The organism is Pseudomonas sp. (assembly GCF_026224925.1).
Taxonomy (GTDB): Bacteria; Pseudomonadota; Gammaproteobacteria; order Pseudomonadales; family Pseudomonadaceae; genus Aquipseudomonas.
Map to the genome: position 1 here is coordinate 1 of NZ_JAMFRV010000134.1, position 19,464 is coordinate 19,464.

The window sequence follows — 19,464 nt, forward strand, 5'->3', positions numbered from 1 at the left end:
CCGAAGCAGCCGTAAAAATGATTGGCTTGGCTGACGTCGGAAGGCCTATCAGCCTTATCGCGGGCAAGCGCGCTCCTACAGTTGATTGAACTGCGTCCGATTACAAACCGACCTCAAGCAGCACCGGGCGATTAGCCAGGGCTTTGCTCATTAGCTTCTCGACGAACTCGCGGTCGACGTCTGGCAAGGGGAGACGCGGCGGACGGGTCAGCGAAGTGCCGCGGCCGGCCAGTTCTTCGCACAGTTTGATGCACTGTACCAAGTCCGGACGCGCATCCAGGTGCAGCAGCGGCATGAACCACTCATACAGCGGCATGGCTTCCTTGAAGCGGCCATCGCGGGCCAGACGGAACAGGGTTTCACCTTCTTTCGGGAAGGCATTGGACATCCCCGAGACCCAGCCCACCGCGCCCACTGCGATACTTTCCAGCACCACATCATCGAGCCCGGCGAACAGCACGAAGCGGTCGCCGACCTCGTTACGCACGTCGATAAAACGCCGGGTATCACCCGACGAGTCCTTGAAGCACACGATGTTTTCGCAGTCTGCCAAGGAAATCAAAATGTCCGGCGTGACGTCGTTTTTGTAGATGGGTGGGTTGTTGTAGACCATCACCGGCAGGTCGATGCTGGTGGCGACACTGCGGAAATGCGCGGCGGCCTCATGGGGTTTTGCCGAGTAAACCAACGCGGGCATGAGCATGATGCCGTCGGCGCCGACGCGTTGAATTTCCTTGGCCAGCTTGGTCGCGTTGGCGCTGGTGAACTCAGCAATGCCCGACAACACGGGCACGCGGCCGGCCGAGGCGTCTTTGGCGACTTCCACCAACTGAATTTTTTCTTCACTGCTCAGCGAGGTGTTTTCGCCCACGGTGCCGCAGATGATCAGGCCAGAAACGCCGTCGCGCACCAGGTTCTGGATGACGGTATGGGTGGCTTCAAAGTCGATGCTGAAGTCACTGCGAAATTGAGTGGTGACGGCGGGAAATACGCCGCTCCAGTTGACGGTTTTACTCATGATGGCCTCCAAATTGGCTCTAAGGTATTTCGTATACGTTAAGGTCAGGGCAAAGCTATACGGCGGATTTCGTTTAAATCTGGGTTAGATGTCTACGTGCACCGGCCAGGTATCCGACAACTGATAACCGACTGGGTAAGGATCGCTAGGGTCGAGCATGTGTTGATGGGTGCCGGTGATCCAAGCGCGGCCTGACAGGCAAGGAACGATGGCCGGCTTGTCGGCGACCTGGGTTAGTGAGTCGATGCGGCAATGAAATTCGGAACCGATGATCGAGCGACCGATAAAGCGCTCGCCCACGGCCAATTGACCTTTGGCATGCAGCACTGCCATACGGGCCGAACATCCGGTGCCGCAGGGTGAACGGTCGATCTTGCCGGGGCGAATGACGACTGCGTTGGCAGCGCTGGCAACACCGTCGATACGGGTCACGGGCGCGGCGATCTGGCAGAACGAAATGTGATTCCAGTCCGGGTTTAGCGGGTGACTGAAACCCAGTTGTTCATTTGCGGCCAAGGTAATTTTCAAGCCCATGGCGACCAGATCAGCGGCTTCATCGGCGGTCAGGGAAAAGCCCAGGCCGACTGAGTCGACGAGCACGAAGCTGTCGCCGCCGTAAGCGGTGTCAACCTGGATCGAACCCAGGCCAGGCACTTCAATCATGGCGTTCAGCTTGTCGGCGAAGGAGGCTACGTTGCGAATCTCCACGCGTTCGGCTTTGCCATTTCGGCATTCGGCGATCACTTCGATCAAGCCGCCGGGCGCTTCCAGAATCAGTCGGGTTTGCGGCTCGGTCATCGGCAGAATGCCAGCGTCCAGTAGCACGGTGGCGACGCACATTGAGTTGGAGCCAGACATCGGCGGTACGTCGGCGGGCTCCATGATGATGAAGCCCATTTGCGCCTGCGGATTTTTCGCGGGCACCAGCAAGTTGACGTGCCGGAACACGCCGCCACGGGGTTCGTTGAGCACGAAGTTACGTAGCACGTCGTCATTGGCAACCCAGCGCGATTGCTCCCACAACGTATCGCCCGGCGGCGCGACCACGCCGCCGACAATCACATCGCCGACTTCGCCTTCAGCGTGGCAACTGATGACATGGATGACTTTGGATGACCGCACGTTAATGCCTCCTACAGATTCAATGCACTGACTTAAGAAATTCGATGGTTTCGGCCCTTTGTGGGTTTCCGATTACTTGCTCCGGTGTCCCGATCTCATGCACCAGGCCGCTGCGCAAGAACGCCACGCGGTCTGACACATCACGCGCAAAACGAATTTCGTGGGTAACCAAAACCATGGTCATACCGTCCTCCGCGAGCATGCGCATGGTGTCTAGCACCTCGCCGACTAACTGCGGATCCAGCGCCGAGGTGGCTTCGTCGAACAGCATGTAATTGGGCGACATTGCCAGCGCACGGGCGATGGCCATGCGTTGTTGCTGCCCCCCGGAAAGCTTGCCGGGGAATACCTTGAGCTTGTCCGCCAACCCCACGTGGGTCAGTTGTTTCACCGCCAGTTCTTCGGCTTCGGCAGCGCTTTTACCTAATACCTTACGCGGCGCCAGCATCACGTTTTCCAACACGGTCAGGTGCGGGAACGCATTGAACTGCTGAAACACGATGCCGATCTTCTGCCGCAGTTTGTTGAGGTCGGTGCTCTTGGCATGCACCTCGGTGCCGTCGACCCGAATGCTGCCGCTCTTGATCGACTCCAGGCCATTGATACACATCAGCAGGGTCGACTTACCGGAGCCCGAACCGCCGATGATCGACACCACCTCACCTTTGTTCACTGTCAGGCTGACGCCCTTGATCACGTCGAGCTCGCCGAAGGATTTGTATACGTTGTCGATCTCAATCATTTTCCTGCCACCTTGTTTCCAGTCGGGCGCCCACGCGGGCAACCACCAGGCTCATGACGTAGTAAATAAGTCCCGCGATGCTCAGCACCAGCAGCGGTTCATCGATGCGGGTGACGATGGTTTGCGAGGCCCGCAGCAATTCGATGATGCCGATCCACATCACTAATGCCGTGTCTTTCATCACCGACAGCGTCAGGTTCAGCCAGCCGGGGAAGGCCACCCGCGTCGCAATCGGCATCACGATGAAGCGCAAATCCTGAAAGTAACTCAGGCCTAACGAACGACTGGCGCGGCGCAACGTGAACGGCACCGCCAGCACGCCGCCACGAACGATTTCCGTGCAATAGGCCGTGGCGTAAACCCCCAGCACCACGCAACCGACGGTGAACGCACTCCAGTTCAACCCGACGATGCTTTTCAGCGCGTTGAACAACACGAACTGGATCAGCAGCGGGACACTGCGAAACACGTCCAGCAGCCAGGCGAGGGGTATAGTCGATCGAGGAAACAACGCCCGCAGCACGCCGCAGACGATGCCAGCCAAGGTGCCGATCACCATGGCCGCGAGGGTCAGCAGAATCGTGACCCAAGCGCCGTGCATCAGGTACATAAAGTCGCTTGTGGTAAGGCTGGTCGTGAACATGCTCATTCCTTAATACCTGAACAGGCGCCAGCTCAGTAGACGGGCGACGCCGACGATCAGCTTGGCGATCAGGTAATAAATCACCGCTGCCAAGGCAAAGAACTCGAAGGTACGGAAGGTTTTCACGTTGTAATCCTGGGTCACGCCGGTGAGGTCGTTGTTCAGCCCGACCACCACGCCCAGGGATGTCATCAACACCGCCCAGACCATTTGGTTGGTCAGCGGGTAAAACACAATGCGCAGCAGTTGCGGCACGATCACCAGTCGGTACGCCTGGGGGGCGCTCATGCCCAGCGAGCGGGCGGCGCGCATTTGCGTGTCCGGCACGGCCTTGAGGCCTCCGCGAAAATTCTCTGCCAGATAGCCCGCGTTGTTGAAAGTGATGCCGGCCAGCAATGCAAGCCATGAGCTGACGTGCAGGCCGAACGAACCCAGGCCGAAATACAGCATGTAAATCTGAAATAACGAGGGCGTGTTGCGTGCAATCGACACCCACAGATCGCCAAACCCCTTCAACCAACGGTTGTCACCTTGGCGAATAAGCGTCAGCAGCAGGGCGATAATCACCCCGAAAATCATCGACAGTGCGGCGGTCTGAAAGGTGACGATGGCGCCATCGAGCATGTCCGGCAGTGCCTTGAACGCGGCCCGCCAGTGGAAGGTGTAATCAAACATGGGCGGTCATCTCCACGGCAGCACCCAGCCAACGTGGCGGCCGACCACTGGTTTCGCCCTTGCAGGCAGCATCGACGCACGCTGCCAGGCTGCCGAAATGCACCAACCGGCCCACTAAGCCTGGCGCGTAGTGGGCGTACTTTCCAGAGTTAGTCATTAACGTCCGCGCCAGCAGCGGCACCACCGGTTCGCCGAGCATGCACCAGCAGGTGTCGGTGACGAACTGCGCGCCAAAGGTTTCTAGCGTCGCCACGTAACCGGCCTTGATCGCTTGAGCATGAATGGCCCGGCCGCAGGTGATCACCATCGCCACGTTGGGGTGTTTGCGTTTGCCGTGACAGAGGGCCGCCAACGCTTCGCACTCGCTCAAGGAGAAGTGCGGGTTGCCCAGCGACACCAGATCAACCTTTAACTCTTCGGCACTGTTGAGTTCTTTCCAACTGGCCTGCAAGTCATGGTGGGAGATATGCAACGTCCGCGGGGCTGGTTGATGACCCAATGCTAATTCCACGGTGGCCGCTTCTGGCGTCACCCCCACGATGTGAAACATCGGCGCGGCGGAAGTGGTCGCGAACGCGGCGCCAAAAGCTTTCAAATCATCCAGAGTGGGCTGCATTTTTTCCAGGCCACAGACCACCGGAATTTCGCTGCCGGCCAGCAACCCGACGTGATAGCCCAGCAGCGGATAAAAAACATCGTCCAGCCCGGCCAACGGCGGCAGTTCTATGCGCAGGGTGGCGTGGCGTTGTTGGTCGAGGTGGCAACCGGTCAAGGGCGCGCGACCGGTCAGGGCGATGCAGATGTCCAGGTAATCCGGGTATTTCAGGGTGCGAGCGCCCAACACACTGTTGGCGTACACCACTGCGTTGGATTCGGCCCAAACGATTTGTTCGCCGGCCTTGGGTGCGCTGTCCAGCAGATAAGGCGCGCAGGTAAAGCTGACTTTTGCGCCCATGTCCAAATAAGCATCGCCCAACTGGCTAGCAGGAACGCCTAGCGCGACGTCGATGCCTTGTTCGCGCCACCGGCGTTTATCCACCGAAATGGAATTCAGGGTGGTCGGCACGCTGACTTTCGCGCCCCATGCCACCAGTTGCTGAGCAAAACGCAGGCTGGCAGGGCCGGTATAAATGCAGCCATCGATGTGCGCTTGGGTGACGTCCAACAACTCGGTGGCGCCTTGCAGTTCTGCGACATGCAAGATGATGAGCATCGCCACTTGTGCGGCTTTGCCGTGGGCGCCCGCGAGCATTTCCCGGTCCCGCGGACTTAGGGTGATAGTCGACGGCAGCGCCGGGGTGACTGTCGTTGCGGTCGGCACATAAGGGGTAGAAGGCGGCAGCAAGAAGCCTTCCAGACGGTCGCTTTCGATCTGCACGTAAGTCATGTGGCGCAGGGCGGCAAAGCCCTCGCGGCCGACACACATTACCGGGATCGACTTGTGAAACATGTGCTCGGCAATCAATACGCCGAGGGTCAGGATGTCTTCAACGTGTTCAAACACCAGCGCGGCAGGGGCGTGACCGTTGAGGATCAGTTCCAGTAATACGCTGCTGCCAGTGCATGAGCCGCGCCCACTGGGAATAGCCAACACGCGGTCGGCCAGTACAGCGCCGCACAGGGGATGATGGCGGTCAATAATTTCGCCGCTGAACGGATCGACGCCACCCCAAAAACTCAGGCCAACATCGCAATAGAGCAATTCGCCTTGCGCTGATCCAGCTACCAGACTGCGGCCGCTTAACGAGATATCAGGCATCGTGTGTTCCTAACGTATAGAACAGCAGAATAGGCAGAAAAAGCCCGGCGCCGAAACGACGCGCGGGCACATGCTCAATCAGCGATACACACCTGGAACCGTCAGGTTCACCGGTTCGCCACCCACCCATTTTGCGTAAAGCTCTTTATAGCGACCGTCACGCACTTGGTGCTGGATGAACAGGTTGAGGTAGTTGATCAAGCCGTATTCGTCACGTTTTGCAGCCAGCGCAACGTAATCGATGACATACGGCGCTGGGCCGACGATGTCCAAGTCCGGGAACTTTCCGGTTTTGATCACTGCTGCAGAAACTGTGTTGGTGATCACCGTGGCATCGATATGGCCTTGCTCGACTGCCTGAATAGTATCGTTCTGATTCTGGTACGCGCGGAAGCTGCCTTTAGAGTCGTTCCAGGCTTTTACGTCTTTTTCCAAGGCAATGGCTTCAAACGTACCGCTGGTATTACCCACCGGCCTGCCTTTGAGGTCTTCGTATTTAGTGATGCCTTTGCCCTTGTGCGCCACGACCATCATCTGAAAGGCGAAGTACGGGATGGTCATGCCGACTGTCTTCGCCCGTTCCAGGGTGTCGGAGGTCGACCCGACAATGACGTCGGCTCGGCCTGAAACCAGCGCCGGGATACGGTCCGGGAACGGCGTGTCAATGATTTCTGCTTTCACCCCGAGGGTCTTAGCCAAGTCATTGCAATAGTCGACGTCGAAACCGATGGGGGTGTTGGTCGCGTCGCGAGAGCCCATAGGCGGGAAGTCCAACGTAACCGCGCAACGCAGGGTGCCACTTTCGATGATGCTATCGAGCTTGTCAGCCTGCGCCGTGCTGATAAAGCAGGCGCTAACTAGTGCTGTGAGGGCTACGGCGGTTACTTGCTTCTTCATGTGAGGGCCTCGGTGTCGTGGTGTGCGGTCAGATGAACTCGTTTTTAGTATTGAGGATTTCGTATACGTTATTTCATATGCAGAGGATGTGCCAGTTTGGCGAGGGCACGGGTGCAGCTCGGGAGGACGCGGTTCTAGCAGTTTAGCGGGGATTAACGTGAACGCTTGAAGCGGGGGAGATGTTACATAACGGAGCAAACCCGGTAACCGGTGGGCTGTTTTAGCCCACAGTCTTGAGCCAAACCGCAACTCTATGGGACCGAATTCATTCGGGAAGGCGGTGTGTCTGGTACACCGCGTCAAGCCATTCGCGAACAAGTTCGCTCCCACCGAATGTGCGCCATGCCCTCAAGCATGGGCATCACACAAAACCTGTGGGAGCGAACTTGTTCGCGAAGCAAGCGGCGCGGTTAGTCTGATACACCGCGCTGAGGGATTCAGGTCTTTACCGGTCGGTTCGGCAGATGCTCGTAGAGGGTGCGGCATACCCCAATGATGTGTTGCTCGATCAATTCGGCCGCTTTGTTGGCATCGCGATCTCGGCACGCCTGAATAATCTCGCGGTGTTCGACGTTCGCCCGTTCCTTGCTTTCACCCAAGGTCATTTGCAAGCGCAGGTAACGTTCGACCTTGTCATGGATGGAACGGATCAGGTTGGTCAAAAACGGTCGCTGCGCCGGTTCATATAAACAGGCATGCAGTTCCCAGTTCAGTTCTGCCCAATGCCCGATCTCGCTGTTTTCAAGAAACTCATCGCAGATCCGGTCAGCATTGGCGAACGTCTCCTCGGTCATGTTCGGCACCGCCAAACGGATCGCCTGAACCTCCAGCAGCACGCGAACTTCGAAAATCTGCGCCAGCTCCGGCTCAGATATCTTGGTGACCACTGCGCCCTTGTTGCGATGAAAAATCACCAGACCTTCGGCCTCAAGGCGCTTCAACGCCTCACGCACCGGGATTTTGCTGACATTGAACAGCCCGGCAATCTCATCCTGGCGAATGGGTTCGCCTTCGGCAAAATGGCCGACGATGATCGCGTCGCGCAAATGTTTGGCGATTATTTCCGACGCGGTAGGGGTGATCCCCAGATTAGGGGGATTGAAACGAGGCAAGGGCAAGGGAAGTGGACCACTGGGTTTAAAAAGAAAATATTGTATACGACGTCGGATATGACTTCACAACGGATGTTCAGCGATCTGCTCATCGGCCATCTTTGTCAACGTGCCGATCCTCGCCGGGCTGAACGGCGGTCGCGGTGCTGGCGGGGTCCAATCGAACAAATAATGAGCGGCCGCTCCGCACACTCGCCCTTGGCAGGCACCCATCCCGCAGCGACTGTGCAGCTTGGCCTCGGTCCATCCGGAACACGCTTGCAACGTCGCATAGTTAAGGTCTTCGCAACGGCAGACCAACGTGTCCGGGGCGGACAACATTTTTAACCCCGGATTCAGGGTAAAGGTCGTGTTGAGCACATCAGCAAACGCCTGCCAATGGTCACGCTGCACCCACAGCGCGTGGGCTTTTTTCTGATCACCCACCGCCGCGTGACCGGCGATAGCGCCTTCAACCAAGGCCAGTTCGCTGCCGCCGAAACCGGCACATTCGCCCGCCGCATAGTGATCGTCCAGGCTTGTTGTTTGCCAGCTATCCACGGCAATCGCGTGATTGATGATCAAGCAGCCCAAGGCTTGGCCCAATTCAATATTGGGAATCAAACCAAAACCACAGGCCAGACGCTCACAGGCGAGTTCTACGGTTTTTCCCGCTTGCAGCAAACGTACCCCGCGCAAGCGGTCATCCCCGAGCGCTTCCAATACGTGGCTTGAGCTGCGATAACGCACGTTGAACAGCGGCAACGCTTGCAGCACTTTGCTTGGCCATGTCGGCAACCGCGCAGCGAAACCCGCTACTGCGCTGAACGATGCCTGCTCTGCGATGCGCAACACGTTGGCGCCTGCTTTTTTCGCCGAGGCGGCACTTGCCAGCAACAAAGGACCGCTGCCAGCGACCACTACCGATTCGCCCCTGACCGGCAAACCGCCCTTGATTAGCGCCTGCAAACCACCTGCACCGGTCACGCCTGGCAAGGTCCAGCCGGGGAACGGCAGCAGTAACTCCCGGGCGCCGGTGCACAAAATCAGCTTGTCATAGCTAAGCTGCCAACCGCGCTCGGCGTCTTCCAGAAGCAGGCGCTTATGCCCGATGCGGGCGACCACACGGGTGCCATTGCACACCTTGATATTCGGCGCGTGGGCCAATGCCTCGCGGTAACGACGTGCGTTGGCCGGCAACTGTACTTTTGGCCCGTCGCGCCAAATCTGCCCGCCCGGCAAAGGGTTGTCGTCCAGCACAATAATGTTTACGCCGCGGGCTGCCGCCGCCAAGGCTGCTGCCATGCCCGCAGGCCCGGCGCCGATGATCAGCAGGTCGATGTGTTCACTCATGTGCGGCTCACTCATGTGCAGGTCTCTACCGACATACCATTCAGGCACAGCGTTTGGCAGGCCAGGCGCCTGCGGCCATCAATGGTCACTCGGCATTCCTGGCAAATGCCCATGCCGCATAACGGCGCCCGCGCTTCGCCGCTGACCGAAACACGGCTGATACCGTCTGCGCCGAGGTACAGCGCGGCGGCGACCGTGGTGCCGTGGGCGACCCGCACGCTGACGTGGTTTATGTGCAATTCGATCATGGCGTCGCCTCAGCCAGTGCTGCTGTCGGACTAAACCGTTCGAAACGGTAAGGCTGCGGATCAAACGCCGGTTTTTCCCCCGATATTTGCGCCGCCAGCAGGTGAGCGCTGCCGGGCGCGGTCGTCACGCCAAGCCCTTCATGGCCCACCGCCAACCATAAGCCCGGTTGGTGTGGGTGTTTGCCGAGTATTGGCAGGCCGTCGGGGGTGGCGGCACGAAAACCGGTCCAACTGCGAATGGCATTCATGTCTTCCAAGCCCGGCAAATATTCCAGTGCACGCTTTAGCATCCGCGCCAACACCGGGCCTTCCACCTCGGGATCGAGAGTGTCGAACTGCCGGGACGAACCGAGAAGAATTTGCCCCGTCGGCCTTGGCTGCGCATTGAACGCCACCGAGGTGCCTTGGTCGGCGTGGGCGCTGGTGATGTAGCCCAGTTCGACCAATGGATGATGGATCTGCACCGGGTAACGGTCGGTGATCAGCAGATGACCTTTCTTTGGCCGAATCGGCAGTTCAGGGCACAGCTCTGTGGCGTGGATACCGTTGGCCAAGATCACCGCAGTCGCCGTCAACCAGCGTTGATCGTGCAGACGCACGCGATTGCCTTCGACTTCGATGACATTGGCGTCGAGACGCCTAATCCGTGCGGCGTGACGAGCCAGTAGCCAGCGGGCGGCATTGGGTGCGTAAATGATGCCGTCGTCACTGACTTTCAGCGCACCGTGCAGCCCTTTGCGTAGCGCCGGTTCAGCGGTTTGTAACGCGTCAGCGCTGAGCATTTCACAGGGGACGTCATTGGCCTGCAACGTGGCCATTTTCTGTTCGGCGCCGTGCAGCTCAGCAGCGTTAGCTGCCAGCCATAATGTCCCGCAGTTGCGGTACGCGCAGCCGTCATTCAGGTCTTTCGCAAGCGCTCGCCAAACGCCAATGGAGTAATGCGTGAGGGCCATTTCCGCTGGGTTGTCATCCATCGCCACCAAATGGCCCATGCCCACCGCCGTCGCACCGCCGCGCTGGCTGTCGATCACCAGCACGTCCAGCCCACGACGGGCCAGTTCATCGGCGCAGGCGCTGCCGACAATGCCGGCGCCAATGACAATGACGTCTGCGTTCACGGGCGAATGCCCCAGGCGAATGGATCGTCTTCTTCCAGGATCAAGGTGGCTTCGGCGCTGATGTGGGCGCGGCCACGAATGGTCGGAATAATCTGCGGCTCTCCGGCTTTCTCCCACTGATAACTGCCTTCAAATTGGCTGCCGATGACACTGGCCTGCCGCCAGATTTCACCGGGTTGCAGTTTGCCGTCAGCCGCCAGGCACGCCAACTTGGCACTGGTGCCGGTGCCGCACGGGGAGCGGTCGTAGGCCTTGCCAGGACACAACACGAAGTTGCGACTGTCGGCGTTATCGTCATGGGCAAACAATTCGATATGGTCGATCACGCCGTCGTCATCGCCGCAGATACCTTGATCCTCCAGCGCCTGGCGCACGGCCCAGGAATAAACGGTCAGCGCGTCGAGGTTATCGTTGGCCACACTGAGACCATGCTCGGCAATCAGGAAAAACCAATTTCCGCCCCAAGCGATGTCACCCGTGACGGTGCCAACGCCCGGCACCTCGACTTTTACCGCTTTGCGATAACGGTACGATGGCACGTTGCGCACGCTCACCGAACGGTCCTCGTGCAAGGTGGCTTCTACGGTGCCGACCGGGGTTTCGATACGGTGCAGTCCCGGTTCGATACGGCCCAAATGCGCGAGGGAAATGATCAGGCCGATGGTGCCGTGACCGCACATGCCTAAGTAACCGGTGTTGTTGAAAAAGATCACCCCGGTGCAGGCAGTGGGATCGACCGGCGGGCACAGCAGCGCGCCAACCAACACGTCATTGCCACGCGGCTCCAGCATGGTGCTGGCGCGCCAATCATCGAACTGCTCAGCCAATATCGCCCGGCGCTCGGCCATGCTGCCTTTGCCCAGCTCGGGGAAGCCATCAATGACCAAGCGGGTCGGTTCACCGCCGGTGTGAGAGTCAATGACGCTAATACGTTTCATGGATGCCTACGCCTGCACAGGAAATGTCACTACAAGAGTGGCGTGTCGGCAGTCAAACGGCTTGAAGGATTTCGCAGGTCTGGATGACGAAATCAGCACAGCGCTTTCACATCTCTGTAGGAGCGAACTTGTTCGCGAATGCCACTCCTCGGTATTTCTGATACACCGCGTTGTCTGCTTCCCGAACAAGTTCCCTCCCACCTAGCCCCGGCATGGAGCTAAAGATGGGGTGCTCAAAATTCAGCAGAATCTCGGCATGACGCAGGGCATCAACTGCCCAGAAAATCGGTGCGAACTTGTTCGCGAAGATTTTTCAGGCACCGCAGGGCATCTGATGCACCGAGTTGTATTCTTTGTGAACAAGTTCCCTCCCACATAGATCCCGGCAGGGGCGCTAACTATGGATTGCTCAAGATCCAGCAGATTCCCGGCATGGCGCTAAAAGATGGGGTGCTCAAAAAGTTTGTTCACACAGGATTTTGGGCGACCTGAACGTTGAAGTTTGCTGGCCGGCAGCACTGAACTCAGAATTGAGCTTGGCGGTACTGGCTCGGTGATAGCCCGGTCAGCGCTTTGAACTGACGGCTGAAGGCGCTGTGGTCGGTGTAGCCGCAGCGCAAGGCGATCTCGGTAATTGGCAGGTCGCTGGTCAACAATTGCGACGCGGCGCCGAGGCGCGCTTTGTGGATCAACTGTCGCGGCGTGAGCTGGAACACCCGTTTACATTGGCGCTCTAGCTGCGCGACTGACATCCCGGCAATCGTCGTCAGGTCGGCGAGGCTGATGGGCCGGTCGTAGTGCCCGCGAATATGAGCGTCCACGGCGGCGAGTTTTTCATAGGCTGGATGTGTCGACTGCGCCGCTTGTAGGTCGTGGGAAATACCCGCCATGCCGATGATTGTGCCCTGTGCATCACGTACCGCCAGTTTGTGGGTCAGGCACCAGCCTGGCTGACGTCCGGGGTACAGGTGCAACTCCAATTGGTCGTCCAATGGCACGCCATCGCTCAACACCTGTAGATCTTGCTCGGTGTAGAAAGGGCCAAGATTGGACGGAAACACTTCTTCTGCGGTTCGCCCCAACAGCTCGCTTTTGTCTTTAAGGCCGCAACGCTGGGCCAATGTCTGGTTCGCCAGCACATAGCGCGCTTGCAGGTCTTTGATGAAGAACACCACGCCCGGCATCGCATCGAACAGCGGCGCAATCTGCTGCAAGCCAGTGGTCAGGCTGGCCAGATCGGGCGATGAGGGTAATTGATCAAGGCGCATGAGCGAGCCCGCAGCGGAAGTGAGCTGGCAACTTATCGAGTCCGGCGAGCGTCTGTCCACCGGGATTGCATCGGGGGCGGCAAATCCAACTGTGCTGAATTCTACAATTTAGCTGCGCAAACCACTCAAGCCAGCCCCCGCCATAACCTCCACGCTGTTGGTTTTGTACCGAAGGGGTTTGCCGTGATTTCATTGACGCTGGTTCAGGCGCGTGACTTGGCCGAAAACATTATGCGCAGCCACGGATTTAGCGAAGGCCACGTGCGCACCGTCGCCAATGCGGTGGTCACTGCCGAAGGCGATGCCTGCGCCTCCCATGGCCTGTGGCGTTTGCTGGGCTGTATCCATTCATTGAAGGCCGGCAAAGTGGTCGCCGACGCAGTGCCAGAAGTCGTGGACTGGGCGGCGGCGGTGGTCAAGGTGAATGGCCATGGCGGTTTCGCCGGCCTCGCGTTCGAAGCGGGCATGCCGTTATTGGTCAACAAGGCTCGCAGTCAGGGCATCGCCATTCTCGCCATCAACCACTGCGTGCATTTCTCGGCGCTGTGGGCTGAAATCGAACCGCTCACGGCGCAAGGTTTCGTGGCATTGGCCTTCACCCCAAGCCATGCCTGGGTCGCGCCTGCGGGTGGCAATAAACCTCTTTTCGGTACCAACCCCATCGCCTTTGGCTGGCCTCGTGAAGGACAAAACCCGTTTATCTTCGACTTCGCCACCAGCGCTGTCGCCCGAGGCGAAATCGAACTGCACCGCCGCGCCGGTAAAGAAATTCCCTTGGGCTGGGGCCTCGACGCCGACGGACAACCCACTACCGATGCAGCATCAGCCCTGAACGGCGCAATGCTGACTTTCGGCGGCCATAAAGGCTCAGCCTTGGCCGCCATGGTCGAACTGCTGGCCGGCCCGTTGATCGGCGACATGACCAGCAAAGAATCCCAAGCCTTCGACGCCGGTACTAAATCATCGCCCTACGGCGGCGAACTGGTGATCGCCATCGACCCACAGCGTTTGCTGGGCGTCAGCGCCGGTGAGCATTTGTTACGTGCTGAAGCGTTATTCGACGGGATCGTGGAACAAGGCGCGAGACTGCCTTCGCAGCGTCGGTTCGATGCGCGGGTGTTGAGCAAGCACAACGGGGTGCAGATTCCGGAGGCGCTGCATGCGGACTTGATGGCGTTGTTGTGAGGTGCTTCAGTGGTGTCGCCCATGATGCTGCCGATCGACAGATAACCGTAGCCACCCTGTTGCCGGACCGATTGTGTTTTTTGCTTCGGATATGGCGCGCTGCGTGACCGGGGCTTCGTTGCTGATGGATGGTGGGTTGTTTGTTAATTTGCAGTCGGGGGTAGGGGATTCGCCTGTTTCCGGCGTTGCGCTTTTGCACGGTAAACACAATCCTACAATTTATTTTGCAACAGATATTGCCCGTGCCAAATGCAGTACCCGCACCCCTGTAGGAGCGAATTCATTCGCGATCGGCTGCGAAGCAGTCGTAATCCATCACACTCAGTTTTTCCCGTTGAATTGAATTCGGCATTTGGGACAGCTTTGCGATCCATCGCGAGCAAGCCCGCGCCTACACATGTTGTGATTGCTGCGCAGCGATGGTTAAGGTTCGCCCCGCAAAACCAAATTTTTCTTGCTTCTTAAACTCAATATTAAACTTTTTATAATTAGTTTTAATCGGGTTTCACTTGAGTCATTGGCCGTCGTTTTATACCTTTGCGTCACACCACGCGAACTTGCAGATGCAAGAAGGTTATTAAAAATGTCTAAGCTCACTACCGTCGCCGGCGCGCTTATTGTGTCTTCTTTATTATTATCGCCATTTGCCATGGCAGAAGAATCGCAATCCTTCGTCGCGCAGAACGAAGCACGTCACGCAGCCTTCGAACAGCGCCAGGAAGTACTCGCCGCACAGGCGAAAGAAAACCTGAAGACTCAACAGGCATCAGCCTCCCAGCAGCAAGATGTGACTGCCAAACATACGTAAAATCGCACCCCTAAGCTCCCTTCATCGCTGATTGGATAATGCTCTGTCCCAGCGTTGAATTTTTTAGCCGCTCCCCCGCGGCTTTTTTTTCGACTGTTTTGACGACAAAAAAACGTCGATGAATTATAACTAATAAAAATAGCGACTGCATGAAGCCTATAACTGCCGCAGTTAAATAAAATTTACCAAGGGGTTCTTATCAGCGTGATTATTCCATTTAGAGTTGGAGCACTTTCTGTGGCGCTGACGGCAGCGATGTCTGCCAACGCTTTTGCAGACAACAACAGCACTGACACCAGCAAAGACGGGTTCGTCGAAGGTTCGAGCTTCAATCTCGACCTGAAAAACTATTACTTCAACCACGATCGTCACGACGGTAAGCAGGACAGCAAAGAATGGGGCCAAGGCTTCATCGGGGTCTTCGAGTCCGGGTTCACTCGCGGGCCAGTGGGTTTTGGTATTGATGCCAACGCTATGCTCGGCCTCAAACTCGACGGCGGTGGGGGTAGCGGTGGTACCAGCATTCTGCCGACCACGGCGCCGAACCCGAACAAGAACAACTTGTACGGCGATGCCCCGGAGTCATTCTCCTCGGCAGGCGGCGCCTTGAAGATGCGGGCGTTCGACACCGTGCTCAAAGTGGGTGACCTGTTCCTGAACAACCCGGTCATCGCCGGCGGCGCTACGCGGCTTCTGCCCATGACCTTCCGTGGTTTCAGCCTGACCAATACCAGCGTTGATCACTTGAAACTGGACGCGGGCCAAGTCAGTTTCGACAAACTGTTCAACCAGAGCGGCAACGGGCGCATCGGCACCTATTACGGCACCCTGCCAGACGGTCGCCAAAGCAAACACATGGACTGGGCCGGCGCCACGTACACCGGAATTCCTGGCGTAACGTCTAGCCTCTATGCCTCGCAACTCAAAGACATCTGGAACCAGGTTTATTACGATTTGGATTACACTTGGGCGCTGAACAGTTTGGTCAGCCTCAACCCCGGGTTCCACTACTACCACACGCAAGACAGCGGCCAGGCGTTGCTCGGCACCATCGACAACAATACCTACAGCCTGCACTTTGGCGTGACCGTCGGTAACCAGACGTTGACCACCTCTTTCCAGAAGGTCAACGGCAACACGCCGTTCGACTACATTCAGGACGGCGACAGCATCTTCCTCGACAACTCCCAGCAGTATTCAGACTTCAACGCCCCGGGCGAGAAATCCTGGAAACTGCAGTACGGCTATGATTTCGTCGGCTGGGGTGCTCCGGGCCTGACATCCGCCGTGTCCTACACACGCGGCACCATGGACCTGACCAAAGCCACCACCGCTGCGGACAGCGGCTACGGCAGTTATTACAACGCGGACGGCAGCGACGCCAAGCATTGGGAGCGTGACGTCGACTTGAAATACGTCGTGCAAAGCGGCAAAGCCAAGAACCTCAGCGTTCGACTGCGTTGGGCAACCGACCGTGGTGGCGATGGCTACCAAACCGTCGACCACAACATCGATGAATACCGGGTCATCGTCGATTACCCAATCAACGTGTTCTAAGCAAAGCGCGCGCCTACAAACGGGCTCGGTTGATCGGGTCCGTTTGCATTTCTCTATTGAGCATACCGCTCGTCACCCTACATAAATGGTCCAAGGCAGCGTGTTGTGTCAACGTTTGCAGCGGCGTAATATTCGCGCATTCTCGTAACACCTTCTAATACTCATAATATTTTGCTCATCTAAGCACTGCCCCGGCAACCAGCCTCGGGCGGCATTTTTGTGCGCAAGACTTTTGAGTGATGGAGGGTGGCCGCTTTACTCGACTTATAGCCTTGAGGTTTGCACTTCATCAAATGAACACCACCCTGGATGCTCGCACTGGCAGTTGGCTAAGCGTGATCGCGCTGGCCCTCGCGGCTTTTATTTTCAACACCACGGAGTTCGTTCCGGTCGGTCTGTTGAGCTCAATTGGCCACAGCTTCGACATGACCACAGCCCAAGTCGGCCTTATGTTGACGGTCTATGCGTGGGTGGTTTCCCTGACATCGCTGCCGATGATGCTGCTCACGCGCAACATCGAACGCCGCAAGTTACTGATGTTCGTGTTCGTGCTGTTCATCGTCAGCCACGTCTTTTCGAGCATGGCGACCAGTTTCAGCATGCTGTTGATTAGCCGTATCGGAATCGCTTTCGCTCACGCTGTATTCTGGTCGATCACCGCTTCCTTGGCCGTGCGTGTGGCACCGCCGGGTAAACAAGTGCAAGCATTGGGCCTGTTGGCAACCGGCACTGCCTTGGCGATGGTGCTCGGTATTCCACTGGGTCGTATCCTGGGTGAGGCGCTGGGCTGGCGCACCACCTTCCTGGCAATCGCCATTGCTGCGGGCGTCACCGTGTTGTTCCTGATCAAATCGCTGCCGCTGCTACCGAGCCAGAATTCCGGGTCGCTGCGAAGCCTGCCGATCCTGTTCAAGCGCCCGGCGCTGGTATCGCTGTATGTCCTGACGGCACTGGTGGTCACCGCCCAGTTCACCGCCTACAGCTACATCGAACCGTTCACCGCCATCGTCGCGCACATGAGCGGCGAAATGACCACGGTCCTGCTATTGCTGTTCGGTGGCGCTGGCATCCTCGGCTCGGTCGTCTTCAGCCGTTACAACAACCGCTTCCCGAGAGGCATGCTGATCGCCGCCATCGGCGCCTTGGCTCTTTGCCTGATGCTGATGTTGCCGCTCTCCGGCAAAGCCTCGTGGCTCGCGACCATGAGTGTGATCTGGGGCATGGCAATCATGTGCTTTGGCCTGGTCATGCAAGCCAAAGTACTCGCCTTGGCCCCGGACGCCACTGACGTCGCGATGTCCCTGCACTCCGCCATCTACAACATCGGCATCGGCGGCGGCGCGCTTCTGGGCAGCATGGTGATTAGCCAACTGGGCATTGCGAATATCGGCCTGGTGGGTGGGTTAATTGCGGTGAGTGGATTGGCGGTGTGTTGCCTGGCGACGTATCGGTTTGGGGAGAAACCGTTGCGGGCGCGATGGGTTGAATGGGTGGAGGAGAACGCTAACGGCTTGAAGGCTGCGGCGCCTTTTTTTGTGGGTTGTTTGGTAGCTCTTGGGCTACATAAATTCATATTTTGTTATTTTTGATGCCTTTGGGCTACAAAGCCGATTTGCAGCCTTGTGCCTCTTGGGCTACGTTTATTTCCTAAAGTAATATTTTGATGCTCGGGGGCTACACGTGAGTACGTTATTTGATGTCTCCGAGATGCTCAAAGAAGCGCGGCGCGAAGCCAAGTTCAGCCAAGATGTTTTAGCCACCCGTGCCGGCGTTGCGCGTTCGACTGTTGCGCGTATGGAGACTCTGGCGAAAGGCGATATGAGCGTCTCGGTGTTAGTCCGTTTGCTTGAAGCCGCGGGATACGACCTGAAGATGGTCAAGGCCGGCCATCAACGCACGGTTGAAGATATCCTCGCTGAGCAGCGCAGTGAGGGCTTTGATCGATGATTCTAGATGTTCAAGTCAGCGGCAGGGCGGTCGCGAAACTGTACCGTGAGCTTGATGAGTACGTATTAAAGTACTTACCCGGCACCGCTTCAGTCAGAACCAAGCGCCTGTGGGAGATTCTATGTTTGAGGGCAATCCACAGACCCCAGTGGGAGCGAACTTGTTCGCGAAGGTAGCGCCGCGGTATGTCTGATAAATCGCGCTGCCTGCTTCCCGAACAAGTTCGGTCCCACAGGATCTGCGGCAGACTCATACCTTGTGCCGACTAGAGATCCACCTGTGTGGCTTGCCTGCGAATGCTACGACACGGTGGCGCGTCAATGCATAACTCATTGGATTGCAAATATTAAATTGTAGGAGCGGGCTTGCTCGCGATGGATCGCGAAGCGGTCCAAAAAATGCTGAATACAGTTTTAACTGAAAGAGTTGAGTGCGCTGGTTTGCGACTGCTTTGCAGCCGATCGCGAGCAAGCCCGCTCGTACAGAAGAGCGCTTATTCCCCAACCCCAGCCTTCTCCAGCGCCACCGCAGTATCTAAATCCGTCACCAGCACATCCAAATACCCACCTTTCAACGCCCCACGAATAGCCTGAATCTTCTTCTCCCCACCCGCCAAACCCAGCACCCGTTGAATCGCCTTCAACTTAGGCAACGCCACCGACACTACGAACTCTTCGTCCTCCTCCAAAACAGGGCGGCCTTGGGCGTCGAAGTAGCGCAGGCAGATATCGCCCACCGCACCACGTTCGGCGAGTAGGCGGAGCATGTCTTCGGTGTAGTAGTTGCCGCTGTTGCGCAGCAGTTGCGAGGGTTCCAGTTCGCCGATGCCGACAATCGCCAGGGTGATGCTGTCGAAGCGGTTGAGTACTTCCTTGACCTCTTCCATCTGCATGATCCGCTGCTTGCTTTCCACCGACTGCTCGATGCTTTGCGACGGCAACAGGAAGGCCGGGCAGTTGAGCAGGGTGGCTAGGCGTTGGGTCAGCAGCGTTGCCTCGAATGCGCCTTTGTTGCCGACGCCGCCCAGCAATTGCACGACTTCCAGAGCGCCTTGCTTGCCCGGTTGTGCGTGCATATGGCTGACCATGGCGCGGA

General features: G+C 57.8%; 18 protein-coding genes and 2 pseudogenes. 6 read left to right on the forward strand and 14 right to left on the reverse strand.

Going from position 1 to position 19,464, the window contains the following annotated elements:
- Positions 1-100 precede the first annotated feature (100 nt).
- The 13 genes from M0974_RS05885 to M0974_RS05945 all read right to left on the reverse strand — a co-directional run bounded on the left by M0974_RS05885 (position 101) and on the right by M0974_RS05945 (position 12,872).
- Positions 101-1,018, reverse strand: coding sequence for a dihydrodipicolinate synthase family protein (locus M0974_RS05885; protein WP_297833965.1), 918 nt, complete (start codon positions 1,016-1,018; stop codon positions 101-103).
- Between the two features lie 84 nt (positions 1,019-1,102).
- The gene (locus M0974_RS05890; RefSeq protein WP_297833968.1) at positions 1,103-2,140 is read right to left on the reverse strand and encodes a proline racemase family protein; all 1,038 of its coding nucleotides are present in this window, start codon (positions 2,138-2,140) and stop codon (positions 1,103-1,105) included.
- A gap of 19 nt (positions 2,141-2,159) precedes the next feature.
- Entirely contained in the window at positions 2,160-2,882 is a 723-nt protein-coding gene (locus M0974_RS05895; RefSeq protein ID WP_297833971.1) for an amino acid ABC transporter ATP-binding protein, read from the reverse strand.
- Entirely contained in the window at positions 2,875-3,525 is a 651-nt protein-coding gene (locus tag M0974_RS05900) for an amino acid ABC transporter permease (protein ID WP_297833974.1), read from the reverse strand. Before M0974_RS05900 ends, M0974_RS05895 begins: the two co-directional genes overlap by 8 nt.
- Positions 3,526-3,534: 9 nt before the next feature.
- On the reverse strand, positions 3,535-4,200 hold the full coding sequence (locus M0974_RS05905) for an amino acid ABC transporter permease (RefSeq protein ID WP_297833977.1): 666 nt from the start codon (positions 4,198-4,200) through the stop codon (positions 3,535-3,537).
- Complete coding sequence (locus M0974_RS05910) at positions 4,193-5,959, reverse strand: aconitase family protein (protein WP_297833979.1); 1,767 nt, start codon at positions 5,957-5,959, stop codon at positions 4,193-4,195. Before M0974_RS05910 ends, M0974_RS05905 begins: the two co-directional genes overlap by 8 nt.
- 78 nt (positions 5,960-6,037) lie before the next feature.
- Positions 6,038-6,856, reverse strand: coding sequence for a transporter substrate-binding domain-containing protein (locus M0974_RS05915; RefSeq protein WP_297833982.1), 819 nt, complete (start codon positions 6,854-6,856; stop codon positions 6,038-6,040).
- Positions 6,857-7,293: 437 nt separating this feature from the next.
- Positions 7,294-7,974 (reverse strand): GntR family transcriptional regulator, encoded by a 681-nt coding sequence (locus M0974_RS05920; protein WP_297833984.1) that lies wholly within the window; start codon positions 7,972-7,974, stop codon positions 7,294-7,296.
- Between the two features lie 57 nt (positions 7,975-8,031).
- A complete protein-coding gene (locus M0974_RS05925) occupies positions 8,032-9,300 on the reverse strand; it encodes an FAD/NAD(P)-binding oxidoreductase (RefSeq protein ID WP_297833986.1) in 1,269 nt (422 codons plus the stop codon).
- Between the two features lie 11 nt (positions 9,301-9,311).
- Positions 9,312-9,548, reverse strand: coding sequence for a 2Fe-2S iron-sulfur cluster-binding protein (locus M0974_RS05930; protein WP_297833987.1), 237 nt, complete (start codon positions 9,546-9,548; stop codon positions 9,312-9,314).
- Positions 9,545-10,666, reverse strand: a complete 1,122-nt coding sequence (locus M0974_RS05935; RefSeq protein ID WP_297833989.1) for an FAD-binding oxidoreductase — start codon at positions 10,664-10,666, stop codon at positions 9,545-9,547. Before M0974_RS05935 ends, M0974_RS05930 begins: the two co-directional genes overlap by 4 nt.
- Positions 10,663-11,604: a 4-hydroxyproline epimerase gene (locus M0974_RS05940; RefSeq protein WP_297833991.1), complete on the reverse strand. Its 942-nt coding sequence runs from the start codon at positions 11,602-11,604 to the stop codon at positions 10,663-10,665. Before M0974_RS05940 ends, M0974_RS05935 begins: the two co-directional genes overlap by 4 nt.
- 524 nt (positions 11,605-12,128) lie before the next feature.
- Positions 12,129-12,872, reverse strand: a complete 744-nt coding sequence (locus M0974_RS05945; protein ID WP_297833994.1) for an AraC family transcriptional regulator — start codon at positions 12,870-12,872, stop codon at positions 12,129-12,131.
- A gap of 183 nt (positions 12,873-13,055) precedes the next feature.
- Here M0974_RS05945 and M0974_RS05950 point away from each other — a divergent pair, with 183 nt between their 5' ends.
- From M0974_RS05950 to M0974_RS05975, 6 genes and pseudogenes are all read left to right on the forward strand, one after another.
- Positions 13,056-14,057: an Ldh family oxidoreductase gene (locus M0974_RS05950; RefSeq protein ID WP_297833996.1), complete on the forward strand. Its 1,002-nt coding sequence runs from the start codon at positions 13,056-13,058 to the stop codon at positions 14,055-14,057.
- Between the two features lie 58 nt (positions 14,058-14,115).
- Positions 14,116-14,211: pseudogene (locus M0974_RS05955) on the forward strand (short-chain dehydrogenase); the annotation flags it as partial.
- Positions 14,212-14,640: 429 nt separating this feature from the next.
- Positions 14,641-14,865 carry a hypothetical protein gene (locus M0974_RS05960; RefSeq protein WP_297833999.1) on the forward strand — a complete coding sequence of 75 codons (225 nt, stop codon included), beginning with the start codon at positions 14,641-14,643 and terminating at the stop codon, positions 14,863-14,865.
- A gap of 255 nt (positions 14,866-15,120) precedes the next feature.
- Complete coding sequence (locus tag M0974_RS05965; protein WP_297834008.1) at positions 15,121-16,422, forward strand: OprD family porin; 1,302 nt, start codon at positions 15,121-15,123, stop codon at positions 16,420-16,422.
- A 293-nt stretch (positions 16,423-16,715) separates the two neighbouring features.
- Positions 16,716-17,882, forward strand: a pseudogene (locus M0974_RS05970) (sugar transporter); the annotation flags it as partial.
- Positions 17,883-18,102: 220 nt separating this feature from the next.
- Positions 18,103-18,369 (forward strand): helix-turn-helix transcriptional regulator, encoded by a 267-nt coding sequence (locus M0974_RS05975; RefSeq protein ID WP_297834002.1) that lies wholly within the window; start codon positions 18,103-18,105, stop codon positions 18,367-18,369.
- Between the two features lie 493 nt (positions 18,370-18,862).
- Here the strand turns inward: M0974_RS05975 and M0974_RS05980 are convergent.
- Positions 18,863-19,464, reverse strand: a 602-nt coding sequence (locus M0974_RS05980) for a sugar-binding transcriptional regulator (protein ID WP_297834004.1), incomplete at its 5' end; no start/stop codon positions are given.